Raw genomic sequence first — 16,654 nt, 5'->3', positions numbered from 1 at the left:
CTGTGCTACAGTTTTACCCCCGGCCATAAGCCGGTACGACTACTACTCGAAGGACATCACCTGTGAACCGACATCTGCTCAGTGCATTGACCCTGGCCCTGCTGGCCACCGCCACCGGCCACGCGGGCGCCCATGGCGCCGCCGCAGCCACCACTTCGGCCAAGCCGACTTCCGGCATCGCCATTGAATACATCGATCCCGCTGTGCGTGCGCAAGACGATTTCTTTACCCATTTGAGCGGCAAGTGGCTGGCCACGGCGGAAATCCCGGCGGACAAGTCCAGCTGGGGCTCGTTTGCCAAGCTGCACGAAGACACGCAGCCGCAACTGCGCGCCATCATCGAGCAGGCTGCGGCCAATCCGCAAGCCGGCGCGGATGCGCAGCGCATCGGTGATTTCTACGCCAGCTTCATGAATGAAGCCCGGCTGGAACAGCTCGGCAGCGCGCCGCTGAACAATACGCTGGCGCACATCGCCGCACTGCAGGACAAGAAAGGCATTCCGGCGCTGCTGGCGCAGTTCGCCAAGCTTGGCATCAGCGCGCCGTTCGTCGGCGGTGTCCACCAGGACAACAAGGATTCGACCAAGTACGTCGTCGACTTTTACCAGAGCGGCCTGGGCTTGCCGAACCGCGACTACTACCTGAAGCAGGATGACGAGCGCCTGGCCGCCATCCTGGCCAAGTATGAACCGCATGTCGCCGCCATGCTGGCGCTGGCGGGCGACAAGAATGCCGCCGCCAACGCGAAAGCCATTGTGGCGCTGGAAACCGAACTGGCCAAGGTGCAATGGACCCCGGTCGAACTGCGCGATCCGGTCAAGGCTTACAACAAGGTCGAGATTGCCAAGCTCAATGAACTGACCCCGAACTTTGACTGGGCCCCGTACCTGTCGGGCCTGGGCGTGACGGGCAAGGTTAATTACGTGATCATCAGCCAGCCGTCGTACCTGAAAGGCGTGTCCGACATCCTGGCCGCGACGCCGCTGGAAACCTGGAAAGCGTACTTCGCGTGGAAAACCATCCGCACCTACGCCCCGTACCTGTCGAAAGCGTTTGTTGATGAAAACTTCGCGTTTTACGGCACCACCTTGTCGGGCGCCAAGGAAATCAGCCCGCGCTGGAAGCGCGGTGTAGAGACGGTGGAAGGCGCGCTGGGCGAATCGCTGGGCAAGCTGTACGTGGAACAGCATTTCCCGGCCGAGCGCAAGGCGCGCATGGAAGCGCTGGTGGGCAACCTGCTGGTGGCGTACAAGCAGTCGATCAACAAGCTGGACTGGATGAGCCCGGCCACCAAGAAACAGGCGCAAACGAAACTGGCCAAGTTCACCACCAAGATCGGCTACCCGAACAAATGGCGCGATTACTCGGCGCTGGCGGTGTCCAAGGATGACCTGGTGGGCAACGTGCAGCGTTCCAACATGGCTGATTTCAACAAGGAAATCAACAAGCTGGGCAAGCCGATCGACCGCGAAGAATGGGGCATGACGCCGCAAACCATCAACGCGTACTACAACCCTGAAATGAATGAAATCGTGTTCCCGGCCGCGATCCTGCAGCCGCCGTTCTTTGACGCCAGCGCCGATGACGCGGTCAACTACGGCGGTATCGGCGCCGTGATCGGCCATGAAATCAGCCACGGTTTCGATGACCAGGGTTCGCAGTATGACGGCGACGGTAACTTGCGCAACTGGTGGACTGAATCGGACGGTAAAAACTTCGAGAAGAAGACCAAGGCATTGGTGGCGCAATATAACGCGTTCAGCCCGCTGCCGGGCTATACCGTCAACGGCGAACTGACCCTGGGTGAAAACATTGCCGACAACTCCGGCGTGGCGATTGCGTACAAGGCGTATAAATTGTCGCTGAAGGGCAAGCCGGCGCCGGTGATTGACGGCCTGACGGGCGACCAGCGCTTCTTCATGGGCTTTGCCCAGGTCTGGCGCAGCAAGATGCGCGATCCGGAAATGATCAAGCGCGTGAAAACCGACCCGCATTCGCCAGGCCAGTTCCGCGCCAACGGCACCATGCGCAACCAGCCGGGCTTCTATGACGCCTTCAAGGTGAAAAAGGGCGACAAGATGTACCTTGCGCCGCAAGAGCGCGTGATCATCTGGTAAGCACGGCCCCACGCAGCACACGAACCGCCCTTCGGGGCGGTTTTTTATTTCATCAGCAGATAGTCGACATTTTGGTGCCTGGCCCCTTTAGCACTATCGTTCTCATGCCGAACGATAGTGCTAAAGGGGCCAGGCACCAACGGCAGCAAGCATGGCGTGGCGCCATGTGCGGGCGAAAAAAAACCGCCCGGGAGGGCGGTTCGTTGCGCAGCGCGGGCAGTTCAGGACTTCGGCGCTTCGGCTGCGGCAGCAGCGGCTGGGGCCGGAGCGGCCGGTTCTTTCATCTTGGCGCCGGATTTGTTGGCCATGTATACCACGGCGCGCGTCACTTCGACGTCGTCCAGGTCTGGATTGCCGCCTTTGGCCGGCATGGCTTTCAAGCCTTCCAGCGCGTGTTTGATGACAGCGGCTTCGCCTTGCGCCAGGCGGGCGCCCCAGGCGGCGTTGTCGCCAACCTTCGGTGCGCCGGCCGCGCCGGTGCCGTGGCAAGCCTGGCAAGTCGAGGCATAAATCGCTTCGCCGGATTGCAGCACTTTCGGTGCATTGGCATCTTTCAGCGTGTAGCCCGCATCGGCAACCGGGCGCAAGCGCGCTTCAACGGCTTGCGATGTCTGGCCTTCGGAGCCGGCGCCCGTCAGTTTGGTATTGGTGACGTATTGCACCAGCAGCACAATGCCGAGAATGGTGACGGCAAAAAAGCCGACAACGGCTGCTGCAAGTTGCTTGGGCGTGCGGATCGGGGAATCGTGGCTCATGAATTTCCTTGGTAACAGTTTCGAAACTTGCGTCGGCGTGTGTGTTATTGCAGGAGCAGCTAGGGCGCCAAACGAGCGATTATAGTCGTAAAGAATTGGTAGTGGACGTGCAAAGGTGCAAAAGAGACACTTTTCGTGGACATACGGCACGATACCCGGTATCCTGCGGGGGTTTAAGAAAGTCCCCCCAGTGCGGCTGTAGCTCAATGGATAGAGTATTGGCCTCCGAAGCCAAGGGTTGTGGGTTCGATCCCCGCCAGCCGCACCATCACCTTCCCGATGCATCTTCCTCGATGTAGGTCAACTAGCCTTGCCATTCGCATGCGCTGATACTTGTCCTTTTTGAATCGCCGTCGCACACTGGATATTCACTATCAATCGTCCTGGGCAAGTTTTCTCTAGAAACTTGATCTTTCGTCTGGGAAATGCGTGTTAGTTTTTATGAAATGTGCGCCACATTTCATGACGCCGCTTCCCGTTTACGCAGGGATACAGGAATGTGGCACTACAAACACGCAGGCCATGACACCGTACTGGCGGCAATTTACGCACTCGCGCTGGTAGCTGTGATGGTCGTCAAGCAGCAGGTGCTGGGCGATGGTGGTTACCGTATCGCCAGCCGGATGATGGGCCATGAGCCCGACGCCATGGGCTGGCTGTGGCATGCGCATTTCCACGCACTCGATATCTTGCTGATGGTGGTGGCGATTCCAGCCGTGCTGCTGGGCGTGGGCTGGCTGACTGGCCGCCCAATGCTGGCGCGCGTGGTGCTGCAGGTATCGCTGGCCTTGATCGTGCTGTCGTTTGCCAATCTCAACGCGCTGGCCGCCACCGGCAAATTCCTTAGTGCTGACCAGTTCGCACCCATGGTGCTGTGGGCCATGGAGCGACCCTCCGCCATCTTGGAATACGTGTCGCCCGGCGCGCTGGCCAAGCTGGCGGTCTTGCTGGCGCTGGCCGGCGGGTTGTACCGCATTCGCCATGTCGCGCTGGTGGCGCGGGCTGGCGTGGCGGTGGTGATGGTGGCGGTGGTGGTGGCCGGTGCCGTCGTGCTGGCACTGGCGGCAATGCGGCTCGATTCTCATCCGCGCACCGTGTTCCATCAGCCGGTATTGGTGCAAATGGCGCAAAACCTGGTGGTCACGGGGGGCTTCGATGCGGTGGCCAGGGTGAACGAGGAACCGTCCGCGTCACTGGCATATTCATGCGAAGCCAACGGCGCGCGGTGGCATACCGCGCTGAAGCGGCCCAATGTGTTAATGTTCTTGATGGAAACCGTGCCATATGAACTGTACAAGGCCGGGCGCGGCCAATTGCCCGCGATGGCGGCGTTGGAGCAATCCGCCTTCGTGGGGGAGCAGCATTTCACTACCTACCCGTTTACCAGTTATGCCCGTTTCTCGGTCTTTACCGGCCTGTATCCGTCCTACCGCCTGGAAAAGAATTTGCCGCTGGACCGGGCGCGCCCTTACAAGTCCGGCTTTGCCGCGCTGGCGGCCGAAGGCTATGACTTCACAGTATTTGATCCGGTGCGCGAGCGCTACCCGATCGATGACTGGGTGGTGCGGCAGGTGGGCGGTAAAGTCGTCGGTCCGGAGCGGGACCGCCCGGTGGCGGAACAAGACCAGGCCCTGTTGCTGAACCTGCAGGACGCCATTGCCGCCAGTGCGCGCCATGGCCAGCCGTTCATGTATGCCTACCTGCCACAACTGTCGCACGGCCCCTGGCTGCCGCCGGGCGCCAGCAAGGCCGTACTGTATGCCGATGGCATGACGCGCCTGCAGGCGCTGGACCGCAGCCTGGCGGCCATCGTCGCGCAATTGAAGCAGGTGGGCGTCTACGACAATACCGTGATCATCGTCACGGCCGACCATGGCTTGCGCACCAAAAAGGAAGCCGATTTCCTGGAACCCATGGTGTTGAACGAAGTGGCCTACCATGTACCGATGATCCTGCATGACCCCGGCCTGCGCAAGACAGTGCGCATGTCCCAGGTCACCAGCCACGTCGACCTTTCGCCGACCGTGCATTGCATGTATGGCCTGGAGCGGACCGGTATTGAAACACAGGGTGTGGCATGGCATGCCATGCCGGCCCAACGGCCGGTGTACCTGGGCGGCGACTGGTACCAGGGCAGCGGCGGCATGTGGGACAAGGGAACGTACTACAGCTATAACCGCCAGCTCGATATGCTGTGGAAGAGCCGGCAGTTTAAATTCGATCCGGTCCGTCCGCTGGACAACCCCGCGCGTGAACAGGCCGCGCTCGACGTGATGAACCGGCAGGCCCGGTTGCAGGAGCGCTTGCTGGCCCGTTGACACAGTGCGTATCGCCCGGACATGCTAGTGTCCTGAATTACAGATTCGTTGAATAAATGCGACGAGAATCGACCCGATACTGCGTCGCAAATGCTCGCAAGGCCTCGGTCTTGCTGCGTTTGGCTCCTTGGCTCCTTGGCTCCTTGGCTCCTTGTCTCAGGCCGATTTCGTCAAATTGATTTGTCTATGAACTTGCACTTCAGGACACTAGAGTTGGCGGCAACATCGGCAGTTGTATCGGCAGTCGCATTGGCACAGAATCGGCAATCTCAGTACCGCAGTACCGCAGTATCGAAGTGGTTTTGACCAACCGTTTCAAGGAGGCTGCATGTCCGGAAAGACTTCCAGTTCCCTGCTGCTCGGCGTTTTTTTCCTGTCGGGAGTGTCCGCGCTGATTTACCAGGTCGCTTGGCAGCGCCTGCTGTTCGGCGCCTTCGGCGTCGATATCGAATCCATCACCATCATAGTTTCCACCTTCATGCTGGGCCTCGGTTGCGGCGCGCTGGCAGGGGGGCAACTGGCGGACCGGCTGGGGCACCGCACGGTGGAATTGTTTGCCCTGTGCGAGCTGGGCATTGGTTTGTTCGGGCTGGCCAGCACCGTGCTGATCCCCGCGGTCGGCGCCCGCTTCCTGCACAGCAGCCTGCCCGTGATCGCGGCGGCCAACTTCGTGCTGATCCTGCTCCCCGCCAGCCTGATGGGCGCCACGTTGCCGATGCTGGTGGCGCACCTGTTCCGGGGCAATGCCAATGTCGGCCTGTCGATCGGCAGCCTGTACTGGGCCAATACCATGGGCGCCGCCCTGGGGGCGCTTGCGGCCGGCGTGGTGCTGTTCCGCTACCTGACCCTGGACCAGTCGATTTATCTGGCGGCGGCCGGCAACTTCCTGGTGGCCAGCCTGGTCTACGCTGGCCAGCGCCGGGGGCGCGCATGAAAGCCGCGGCGCGCTGGTTATCGTTTTTCATGGGCTTCCTGAGCCTGAGCCAGGAAATCCTGTGGGTCCGTATGGCGAGCTTCATTTATCACGGCGCGCCACAGGCATTCGGCGCCATCCTCGCGCTCTACCTGCTGGGGATAGCGCTGGGCGCCGGCTGGGGTAAGCGCTATTGTGAGCGGGACGGCAACCTGTTCCACGTCGCGGCCGTGATCCTGCTGGTGGCCGCCGTCACGGACGCGCTGTTCCCATGGCTGGTGGTGGCGGCCTTTGCCGAACAACGCGGCCTGGGCACCGCCATGCTGATGCTGTGCGTCCTGGTGACGGCGGCATTGAAAAGCATGGTATTTCCGATTGCACACCACCTTGGTTCATCGGCCAGCACCGATAACGTGGGCTCGTCGGTATCGCGCGTGTATTTCGCCAATATCGCCGGTTCCACCCTGGGGCCGCTGGTCACCGGCTTTATCGTGCTGCAACTGTGTACCTTACAGCAGAGCATGGCGCTGATGGCGGGCGCCACGTTGATGGTGTCGGCGTATTGCCTGCACGCGGCCGGCGGCCGGCTGGCCCTGCCGGCGCTGGCCGCCAGCACCGTGCTGGCGGCGGCGGCGGTCGCCGCCATACCGGATGCCTTGCTGGGGCAACTGGTGGCGGCCATGGGAACCCGTGGCCACGCGTTCAAGGGCGCCGTGGAAAACCGCTATGGCATCGTGCATACGCTGGACGGGGGCGTGCCGGGCGATCTCGTTTACGGCGGCAATGCCTATGACGGCCGCATCAACACCGATTACATGGTCGACAGCAATTCGATTTCGCGGGTCTACCTGTTGGCCGCCGTGCAGCCGCGCCCGAAACGGGTACTGGTGCTGGGCATGAGCGCCGGTTCCTGGACCCAGGTGCTGGCGCAATTCCCCGGGGTGGAAAAAATCGATGTGCTGGAAATTAACCCCGGCTATGTGGACCTGATCCAGCGCTACGATGCGGTGCGGCCGATCCTCGCGGATCCGCGCATCACCCTGCATTTCGATGACGGCCGGCGCTGGCTGAAACGCCACCCCGGCGAACAATACGATTTGCTGGTGATGAATACCACGTTCCACTTCCGCGCTTACATCACCATGCTGCTCAGCGACGATTTCCTGCGCGTGGCGCGCAGCCATTTGCGGCCGGGTGGGGTGCTGGCCTTTAACAGTACCGATGCGCCCGATGTCTACAAGACGGCGGCCGGGGTGTTCCGCCACGTCTACAAGATGCGCAACTTCGTGGTGGCGGGCGATACGCTGGCCATGCCCGGCCAGGACGAAGCGGTGCGCCGCCTGGGCGCGCTGGTCGATACGGCGCAGCCGGCGGTGGCCGCCAAGGTCCGGCAAGATTTCCAGCGTTTCGAGCGCTTTGACGAAACCGTCTTTGCCGCGCGTGCCGGACGCCGGCTGCACACCATCACGGACCAGAACATGCTGACCGAGTTCCGCTATGGCGACAGCCTGCTGAAGAACCTGGGCTGGGAAGCCAGGCAGTGAGGCGGCGCCTGGCGCCGCCCCGGTGATGGCTTAGTTGTACGTGTACTGGTAGTAGCCCGACCCGTAACCGTTGACAGTCTGCTTCTTGCCCATCACATACGTCTTGTCGATGGCGCGGTCGTCGCCCAGCATTTGCAGCACGAACAGCTTGTCTTCGATGGTCGTGGTTTTTTGCATGCGGAACTTCAGCAAGTCGGTGGCATTGGGATTGATGACGACAAAGTCCGCCTCGTTGCCGATCTTGAAGCTGCCGATCTGGTTTTCCAGGCTCAGCGCACGCGCCGCGCCCAGGGTGGCCAGGTAATACGCCTTGACCGCCTTCAGCGGATTGACGCTGTCCGGATCATCGACGAACGCCTTGCGCAACTGCGTCATCTTGTACGCTTCATTCATGGTCTGGAACGCGCTGAAGCTGGTGCCGGCGCCGACGTCGGTCCCGAGGCCGACTTTCACGCCATATTGTTCGGCCTTTTGCAGGTTGAACAGGCCGCTGCCCAGGAACATGTTCGAGGTCGGGCAAAACGCGATGGCCGAGCCGGTTTGCGCCAGCGACTGGAATTCATCGTCGCGCAAGTGCACGCCGTGCGCATAGACCGAGCGGTTGCGCGACAGGCCGAAGCTGTTATAAACGTCCAGGTAGCCGGTCGAGCCCGGGAACAGCGATTGCACCCAGGCGATTTCCCCTTTGTTTTCAGACAGGTGGGTGTGCATGTACACGTCCGGGTATTCCTGCAGCAATTGGCCGGCCTTGGTCAATTGCGCCGGCGTGGAGGTCGGCGCGAAGCGCGGCGTCACGGCGTACAGGGCGCGGCCGTTTTTGTGCCATTTCTGGATCAGCGCCTTGCTGTCCGTGTAGGAACTGGCCGCGGTGTCGAGCAGGTAGTCGGGGGCGTTGCGGTCCATCATGACCTTGCCCGCGATTAGCCGCATATTGCGCACTTGCGCTTCCTCGAACAGGGCGTCGACGGAATTCGGGCTGACCGTGCCAAATACCAGCGCGGTCGTGGTGCCATTTCGAACTAATTCATTAATAAATGTTTTAGCGACACCCTTGGCATAGGTTTTATTCGAGAATTGCTGTTCCGTCGGGAACGTGTATGTATTCAGCCATTCGAGTAATTGTTCCCCAAAGGAGGCAATCATTTCTGTTTGAGGATAATGCACGTGGCTATCGATAAATCCCGGCATTAATATTTTCCCGGAATAATCGACCACTTGAATATAGGGGTAATTGTTCAGGACAGTATTGGCCGGTCCCACGGCCTTGACTTTGCCGTCCGTGCCGACCACCAGCACGCCGTCTTCATAGTATTCGTAAGGGGTTTGGCTGACGGCCGGGTCTTCCACAAAGTGCACAATAGATGCCCGATACGCCGTGGTTTGATATTGCGCAAAGGCAGGCGCGGTAAATGAAAAGACAGCGGCGGCAATTAATGCTTTATAGCATTTGGAAAGTTTCATTTTATAAGTCTCCATTTTAAAATTGTTTTGGCAGGAATTAATGCCGTTGCAAAATTTAAAGGAGTGGGAATTCTGTACTATATTTATTCGATTATGTGTCATTAATTTATCCAATATGTTGTGCGGATAAACAACGGAAGCCATGTTGCGCACAATTTCTCCATATTTCGAACTGATAATGAAAGGCAAGAAAAACCTGGGAGGAAACCATGTCAGTGCAACTGAAACCTATGGCCGGCGCCGTGCTGGCTGCCTGTGTTGCCGCCGGTGCCGGACTATTGACCGGCTGCGGCGGCTCCAGTGATCCTGGCGCCAGCGTCAGCCAGGCGGTGCGCACGGTCATGGGGGGCGCGGTGCAGGGCGCGCCAGTCAGCACCACCGTCAATGGCGTATCGGTGGTGGCGTTTTCCGGCAACGCCAGCCGCTATACGATTGCCGCCAGCGGCGCCGGCTATACCGTGACCGATACCGAAGGGGCGGACGGTACCGTGACGGTCACGCGCACGCAGCGCCTGCAATTCGCCGATACCAACATCAGCCTCGATGTTGACGGCATCCCCGGCAAGGCGTACCGCCTGTACCAGGCGGCGCTGAATCGCACGCCGGACGTGGCGGGCCTCGGCTACTGGATCAGCGTGATGGATGACGGCATCAGTATGAATGCCGTGTCGGCGTCGTTTATCGCGTCGAATGAATTCAAGAGCCTGGTTGGCGCCAATCCCACCAACAGTGCGCTGGTGACGGCGTTTTACCGCAACGTGCTGCACCGCGATCCGGAACAGGCCGGTTATTTGTACTGGCTCGATGTGCTCGACCGCAAGCTCGATACGGTCGACAGCGTGTTGTCGAACTTTGCCGCCGGCAAGGAAAACTATGACGCCGTCGCGCCGTCCATTGCCAGCGGCATCCGCTATACGCCGATGAGCCGCGTTGCCGTCATTGCCGTGCCGGGCGCACCGTCGATCGGCGCCGGCATCGCCGGCAATGGCACGGCCAGCATCGCCTTCACGGCGCCGGCGTCGAATGGCGGCAGTACCATTACCGCGTATACGGCAACGTGCAGCGCCAGCGGCGCCAGCAAGACCGCCACCGGCCTGTCCAGCCCATTGCAAGTGGCCGGCCTGACCAATGGCGTGGCGTATACCTGTTCCGTCAAGGCCGCCAACGCGCAGGGCAACAGCCTGGCGTCTGGGACCGTGACGGTGACGCCGGTGGGTTCCACCACGCCGACCGATCCGGGGACGCCGACCGTCACGGTGCCGGGCGCGCCCACCATCGGTACCGCCAGCGCGGGCAATACCAGCGCCAGCATCGCCTTCACGGCGCCCACGTCGACCGGCGGCGCCGCCATTACCGCTTATACGGTCAGCTGCATCGGCGGTGGCGCCACCAAGACGGGCACCGGCACGGCCAGCCCGGTGGCGGTGACTGGCCTGACCAATGGCACCGCTTACAGCTGCAGCGTCAAAGCCACCAATTCGGCCGGCGCCGGCACCGCGTCGGGCAGCGTCAGCGTGACGCCGACGGCCGGCACGTCGTCCGGCACCAGCACCACGGCGGGCGTGTACTGCAGCTATAGCAACAGTTCCACCAACCCGACCACGGGCATGGCCAGCACGGCTGCTGTCGCCTGCACCTCGACGCAGCGCCGCTTCACGGGCAATGGCGTGCCGGATCATATCGTGGGCGCGTTCCCGAACTCGGGCAATCCGAACACCATCGGACCGATCACGGTCGACTTCAGCACCACGGTGACGCCCGCCGTGGTCAGCACCACGGGGACCGCGGTTGCCCACATCCTGGGTTACGCCATGAATAGCGTGAAGTTCGATCCGTCGACGGCGGAAAGCTATCAGAACAAGGGCGCGTGGAATATCGAAGCGCTGGGCCAGACGTACTTCAAGTTCGGCACCGATACCAACAATGCGCACGTGCAGCCCACGGGCGATTACCACTACCACGGCATGCCGGAGGAATACATCACCAAGCTGGGCAAAGGTACCTCCACCATGACGCTGGTCGGTTTCGCCGTGGATGGCTTCCCGATCTATGCGCGTTACGGCTACAAGACCGCCAGCGACGCCACCAGCGGCGTGAAAGCCATGACGTCCAGCTACCGCATGAAGAGCACCGCCTCGAGCGGCCGGCCAGCCACGTCGATCGCCGCCATGGGCACCTTCACGCAGGATTATGAATACGTGGCGGGCCTGGGCGACCTCGACGAGTGCAATGGCCGCACCGGCGTGACGCCGGAATTCCCGAACGGGATTTACCACTACTACATCACCGATACCTATCCGTACATCCAGCGCTGCGTGAAAGGCACCGCTTCGTCGACGACCGGCGGTAAATGATGCCTGGCAAGACCTGGCGGCGATGGGCCGCCACCCTGCGCTGGGCGCTGGCGGCGTGGGCCATGCTGGCCGCGCCGGCCGCCATGGCCCACCTGATGCCGTCCGGGGCGGGCGCTGTGCGGCTGGTGGGGGATTCGGCCTATGTGACGGTGGCCGTGCCGGCGGCGGCGCTGGCCGGTTTCGATGACAACCGCGATGGCTTGATCAGCGCGGCGGAAATCAATGCTCACCGCGACATGCTGAGCATGCAGCTGAGCGCGATGTTCGAGTTGCGCAACCATGGCCCGCAAGGGCCGCTGGGCCGCGTGCTGTTTGAAGACATGCTGCTGTCCCACCCCGGCCCGGGCATGGAGGCGCAGGCCGCCACGGAATTCGCGCTGCTGCGGCGCTATCAGTGGGATGGGCCCGTCACCGCGCCGCACATCACCGTGCGCATGTTCCATGCGGACGCCACGGCCGGCCAACGGCTGGCGCTGCAAGTGATTCGTGGCGAACAGACGGAACTGGCGGTCCTGTCGCGCGAGCGTCATGCGCACCAGTATTTTGCCGGCCCCTGGGCCGTGTTCCGGGACTTTACGCTGCTGGGCGCCGAACACATCCTGCTGGGACCGGACCACTTGGTGTTCCTGCTGACGGTGCTGGTGGTGGGCGCCGGCTGGCGCTATTGGCTGGCGGTGGTCACCAGTTTCACCATTGCGCACAGCATCACGCTGGCGGCGTCCGCGCTGGGCTATGTCAGCGCGCCGCCCGCCGTGGTGGAACCGCTGATTGCCCTCAGCATCGTGCTGCTGGCGGTGGATAACCTGTGGCGCGGCGCGGCGTCGGCGCGGCACCGGCCCTGGCTGGTGTTTGCCTGCGGCTTGCTGCACGGCCTCGGGATTGCCACCGTGCTGGTGGAACTGGGGCTATCGGACGGCAACCGCGCGCTGAGTTTGCTGGCCTTTAATCTCGGCGTGGAAGCGGGACAAATCGCGTTCGTGACTTGTGTGCTGCTGGGCCTGTTGCTGGCGGGCCGCTGGCTCGATGCGCGCTGGCAGGCGCGGTTCGTGAAGCTGGGGTCGGTCCTGGCGGCGTGTATCGGCATGGTCTGGCTGGTGCAGCGCACCCTGGCCTGAGCCGATGCCCGCGCAGCCAGGCGACGAATTCAGGCACCGAAGGCGATGCGCTGGATGGCGGCCGCGATTTCCTGCTGCAAGGCGGCCAGTTCCACGTGTTGCGGGCGCGAGTCGGCAATGAACACCATGCTGCCAATCAGTTGCGACACGATCAGCGCGGCGCGCAGGTCGCTTTGCACCGGCGCCATGGCCGGGTCGATGTCGCGCATCAGGCGCCGCAGATTCTTGCGCGCCCGCGTCAGCATGGCGTCGAACACCTGGGTGGCCACCGGATGGCGGTTGGCCAGCGCCGCCACTTCGAAAAACAGCCCGCTCTGCACTTGGCCGCGCAAGGTCTGCAGGAAATAATCGATGACGCCGGCAAAGCGCAGCCGCGGCGACTCGGTGCCGGCGACAATGCGGTCGATATCGGCCTGGTAGGTCGTGAAGGTCTGTTCCAGCAGCGCTTCGATCAGCGCATCGCGGCTGGGATAGTAATGCTGCACATTCGACAGGCTGACGCCGACCCGCTGCGCGATGCTGCGCATCGACAGCGCCGCATAGCCTTCGGTGGCGAGGAGGGCATAGGCCGCTTCCATGATGGCGGCCGACCGTTCATACCCTTTGGTGGTGGTATTGGACTCCTTGCCGCGCAAGGGACGTGGTGAAGTGGTTGTCATGCCGCCAGTGTGCGCCCCCTGCGAAAATAGGTCAATCTACCTACAAAATTCACCGCAGGTCACCCGGCGTGCCTGATGGTCATCGTGTGGCGCGGCCTTGCCGCCACAGTAACCGATTTGTAACCGTTTTTTTACTGATACCAACCAGTGATTCACGTAGGATGGGTCCTACATTACCCATGCCGCATGAGTCGCATGGAATTTCGTAGGCGGGTTATGCAAGCAGTTTCAGTTCTCTGGAAGCGCCTGGGCGCGCTGCTGGTCATGGCATGTGCCGCGCATGCGGGGCCGGTGTTTGCCCAGGGCGAGGACCGGGTGCCGCTGACGCCGGAAGAACAGGCATGGGTGCAGGCCCATCCCGTGGTGACCTTGGCGCTGGACCAGAACAATCCGCCCCTCAATTTCCGCCGCGCCGACGGCGATGCCGGGTCCTTTGGCGGCGCGTCGATCGATTACGCCAGCCTGATTGCCCGCAAAACCGGCCTCACGGTGCGCTTCGCGGGATCGACCTGGGATGAAGCGCTGAAAAAAGCCATGGCCCATCAAGTCGATGGCGTGCTGGGCGCGCGCGAGCGGCCGGAGCGCAAGGCCCGCCTGAATTTCACCGCGCCTTACCTGGAATTCCCGATTGCCATGGCGGTCGCGCCGCACTTGCCGGAAGTGCGTACGCTGTCGGATTTCGGCAAGCGCCGCATTGCCGTGGTCAAGAATACCGTGCGCATTCCCGTATTGCGGGCGCGCTGCCCGGACTGCACGCTGGTGGAAGTGGACAGTCCGGCCGAAGGCATGGCACGCGTCCAGCGCAATGAAGCGGAAGGGTTTTTTGACGACTTGCCGGTGGTGCAGCGCCACCTCGGGCAAGGCGGCATGCGGCTGAAAATCGGCCTGCTTTATTATTACTCGGACGCCGCTGCGGTCCGCTTTGCGTTGCGCAATGATGAACCGCTGTTGCATGCCATTTTCGACAAGGGCCTGGCGGCGATCCGGCCCGATGAACATGCGCTGATCCGCGCCCGCTGGCTGACCGCCGCCGACGGCGTGCCGGTGCAGCGCGATTTGCCGCTGGCCGACGAGCAGCGCGCCTGGCTGGCCAGCCATCCGGTGGTGCGCATCGGCTACGATGCCCGCCGTACGCCGATTGAATGGAAGGGCGATGACGGCCTGCCGCGCGGCATCTCGATTGAATTCATGCGCCGCATCGAGCAGATGCTGGGCGTGCGGTTTGAATTGCTGCCGTATGACGGCTTGACGGCGCTGCTGGACGCCATCGAGCGGCGCGAGGTGGACGTGATCGCCTCGGCGGCGCAGGGGGCGGGACGGATGGGGTATTTGCGTTTTTCCGAACCTTATATCACGACCCCGGTGGTGCTGTTTTCCGCCGTGGGCTCGTCGCCGCCCAGCCTGGCGAACATGACGGGCAAGAAAGTCGCCGTGATCCGCCGCACCACGCTCGATGAGTGGATGCAGCGCGAATGGCCGGGCGTGGTGCGGGTGCCGGCCTCCGGCGTGAAGGACGCGGTGGCCATGCTGCGAAACGGCGAAGCCCAGGCGTATGCGGGCGCGCTGCTAACGGCGTCGCACCAGATGATGGAACTGGGCGCCAACGATATCCGCGTGGCTGGCGAAACCGATTACACCTACCAGTTCCGCATCGGCGTGCGCTCCGACTGGCCGGAACTGGTGGCCATGCTGGACCAGGCGCTGGCCGCGATTCCCCGCGCCGAGCGTGACAGCTTCCGCCAGAAATGGGCCAACATCACCTATGCGCGGGAAATCGATTACCGGCCGCTCGGTGCGCTGCTGGCCGCCGTGATAGTCGCCGCGGCCTTCATTGTGCAATTGCGCGTGATGGTGAAACGCCGCACCGCCGACCTGGAGCGCGAAGTGGGGACGCGGCGCGCGCGCGAGGAAGAGTTGCAGCATTACCGGCTGCACTTGCAGGAACTGGTCGACGCGAGGACCAAGGAACTGGCGTCCGCCAAGGAAGATGCGGTGGCGGCCAACCGCGCGAAAAGCGTGTTCCTGTCGAACATGAGCCATGAATTGCGCACGCCGCTCAACGCCATCCTCGGTTTTTCTGAATTGCTGCGCCATGAAGACAACGTCACCGGGCCGCAGCGCAAGACGCTGGACTTGATCAACCGCAGCGGGGAAAACCTGCTGTCGCTGATTAACGATGTGCTCGATATGTCGAAAATCGAGGCGGAACGCTCGATTGTCGAAAGGGCGCCGTTCGATGTGACGGCGATGTGCCATGACATTGCCGACCTGATGGCGGTGCGGGCCGGCGACAAGGGCTTGCAGCTGGTGCTGGAACTCAGTGAACAGCTGGTCTCCGTGTTGCATGGCGATGAAACCAAGCTGCGCCAGTGCGTCTTGAATCTGGTTGGCAATGCCATCAAATTCACCGAGCAGGGCGGTGTCACGCTGCGCGTCGCCACGGTGGAGCGCAGCGCCGGCAGCATGGTGCTGGTGATTGAAGTGGAAGACAGCGGTGTCGGCATCAGCGCGGCCGACCAGGCGCGTGTGTTTGAGCCCTTCGTGCAGGTTGACCGGGCCCGCGCCCAGGAAGGGACCGGGCTGGGGTTGTCGATCACGCGCAAGCTGGTGGAATTGATGGGGGGCACGCTGACCCTGACCAGCACGCCGGGCCAGGGTTCCTGTTTCCGGCTCGAAGCGCCCATGCAGCGCGCTTCGCTGCCCACGGCGCCGGTGCGCGGCGGCCGCCAGGGCCGCGTCGAGCGGGTGGCGCCGGGCCAGCCCGCGTGCCGCATCCTGATTGCTGAAGACCAGATGCAAAACTGGCTGCTGTTACAGCGCTTGCTGGAAGATGCGGGCCTCGATGTGCGCGTCGCCATCAATGGCCAGGTGGCAGTGGAGCAATTCGAATCGTGGCATCCGCAATTCATCTGGATGGATAACCGCATGCCGGTCATGAGCGGCATCGATGCGACACGCCGCATCCGCGCGCTGCCTGGCGGGGCGGAAGTGAAAATCGTAGCCGTGACGGCGTCGGCCTTCCAGGATGAACGCGATGAAGTGATGGCATCGGGCATGGACGACTTCATCCGCAAGCCGTACCGCCGCGATGAAATCTTTGACTGCCTGGAGCGCCACCTGGGCTTGCGGTTCGTGCGGACCGGACAGGCCGATGACGAGGGCGTGGCCAGCACCGGGCAGGTGGCGCTGGCGCCAGCCGATTTCGCGCAACTGCCGGCCGGCATGCGGGCCGCGCTGCGCCTGGCCGTGGTCAGCCTGGACCAGCATGCGCTGGCCGAACTGGCGGCGGAGCTCGAAGCGCTGGCGCCGCAGGTGGCGCAAGGCGTGCGCGCGATGGTGGCCGAAGCGCGCTACCGGGAATTGTGTGCGCTGCTGGACGCGGCGCACGGTTTGACGGCGTGACGGGGTCGACGGGGTT

At 62.6% G+C, this 16,654-nt stretch carries 10 protein-coding genes and 1 tRNA gene; 8 read left to right on the top strand and 3 right to left on the bottom strand.

The genetic code is table 11. The features are described 5' to 3' along the window. Positions 1-62: 62 nt before the first annotated feature. Positions 63-2,117: a M13 family metallopeptidase gene (locus AC1RRC_RS11995; protein WP_493055698.1), complete on the top strand. Its 2,055-nt coding sequence runs from the start codon at positions 63-65 to the stop codon at positions 2,115-2,117. A gap of 221 nt (positions 2,118-2,338) precedes the next feature. Here AC1RRC_RS11995 and AC1RRC_RS11990 read toward each other — a convergent pair whose 3' ends face one another. After that, on the bottom strand, positions 2,339-2,872 hold the full coding sequence (locus tag AC1RRC_RS11990; protein ID WP_493055697.1) for a c-type cytochrome: 534 nt from the start codon (positions 2,870-2,872) through the stop codon (positions 2,339-2,341). Positions 2,873-3,064: 192 nt separating this feature from the next. Between AC1RRC_RS11990 and AC1RRC_RS11985 the strand changes: the two genes are divergently transcribed. From AC1RRC_RS11985 to AC1RRC_RS11970, 4 genes are all read left to right on the top strand, one after another. Further along, positions 3,065-3,140, top strand: a tRNA-Arg gene (locus tag AC1RRC_RS11985). A gap of 229 nt (positions 3,141-3,369) precedes the next feature. Further along, the gene (locus AC1RRC_RS11980; protein ID WP_493055696.1) at positions 3,370-5,190 is read left to right on the top strand and encodes a sulfatase-like hydrolase/transferase; all 1,821 of its coding nucleotides are present in this window, start codon (positions 3,370-3,372) and stop codon (positions 5,188-5,190) included. A gap of 328 nt (positions 5,191-5,518) precedes the next feature. Next, entirely contained in the window at positions 5,519-6,124 is a 606-nt protein-coding gene (locus tag AC1RRC_RS11975; RefSeq protein ID WP_493055695.1) for a fused MFS/spermidine synthase, read from the top strand. After that, positions 6,121-7,647, top strand: coding sequence for a spermine/spermidine synthase domain-containing protein (locus AC1RRC_RS11970; RefSeq protein ID WP_493055694.1), 1,527 nt, complete (start codon positions 6,121-6,123; stop codon positions 7,645-7,647). Before AC1RRC_RS11975 ends, AC1RRC_RS11970 begins: the two co-directional genes overlap by 4 nt. 30 nt (positions 7,648-7,677) lie before the next feature. Here the strand turns inward: AC1RRC_RS11970 and guaD are convergent, their stop codons facing one another. Continuing rightward, the gene (guaD, locus tag AC1RRC_RS11965) at positions 7,678-9,108 is read right to left on the bottom strand and encodes a guanine deaminase (RefSeq protein WP_493055693.1); all 1,431 of its coding nucleotides are present in this window, start codon (positions 9,106-9,108) and stop codon (positions 7,678-7,680) included. Between the two features lie 215 nt (positions 9,109-9,323). Between guaD and AC1RRC_RS11960 the strand changes: the two genes are divergently transcribed. Continuing rightward, positions 9,324-11,462, top strand: coding sequence for a YHYH protein (locus AC1RRC_RS11960; RefSeq protein ID WP_493055692.1), 2,139 nt, complete (start codon positions 9,324-9,326; stop codon positions 11,460-11,462). Further along, entirely contained in the window at positions 11,459-12,577 is a 1,119-nt protein-coding gene (locus AC1RRC_RS11955) for a HupE/UreJ family protein (protein ID WP_493055691.1), read from the top strand. The genes AC1RRC_RS11960 and AC1RRC_RS11955 overlap by 4 nt, the downstream gene beginning before the upstream one ends. A gap of 29 nt (positions 12,578-12,606) precedes the next feature. Here the strand turns inward: AC1RRC_RS11955 and AC1RRC_RS11950 are convergent, their stop codons facing one another. Beyond that, complete coding sequence (locus tag AC1RRC_RS11950; protein ID WP_493055690.1) at positions 12,607-13,236, bottom strand: TetR/AcrR family transcriptional regulator; 630 nt, start codon at positions 13,234-13,236, stop codon at positions 12,607-12,609. Between the two features lie 216 nt (positions 13,237-13,452). Here AC1RRC_RS11950 and AC1RRC_RS11945 point away from each other — a divergent pair, with 216 nt between their 5' ends. Further along, positions 13,453-16,638 carry a transporter substrate-binding domain-containing protein gene (locus tag AC1RRC_RS11945; protein ID WP_493055689.1) on the top strand — a complete coding sequence of 1,062 codons (3,186 nt, stop codon included), beginning with the start codon at positions 13,453-13,455 and terminating at the stop codon, positions 16,636-16,638. The last annotated feature ends 16 nt before the right edge of the window (positions 16,639-16,654 follow it).

The organism is Pseudoduganella sp. GW821-FHT12E03, assembly GCF_058807115.1.
Note: the sequence above shows the minus strand (reverse complement) of the source record. Positions and strands in the feature narration are given on the sequence as shown.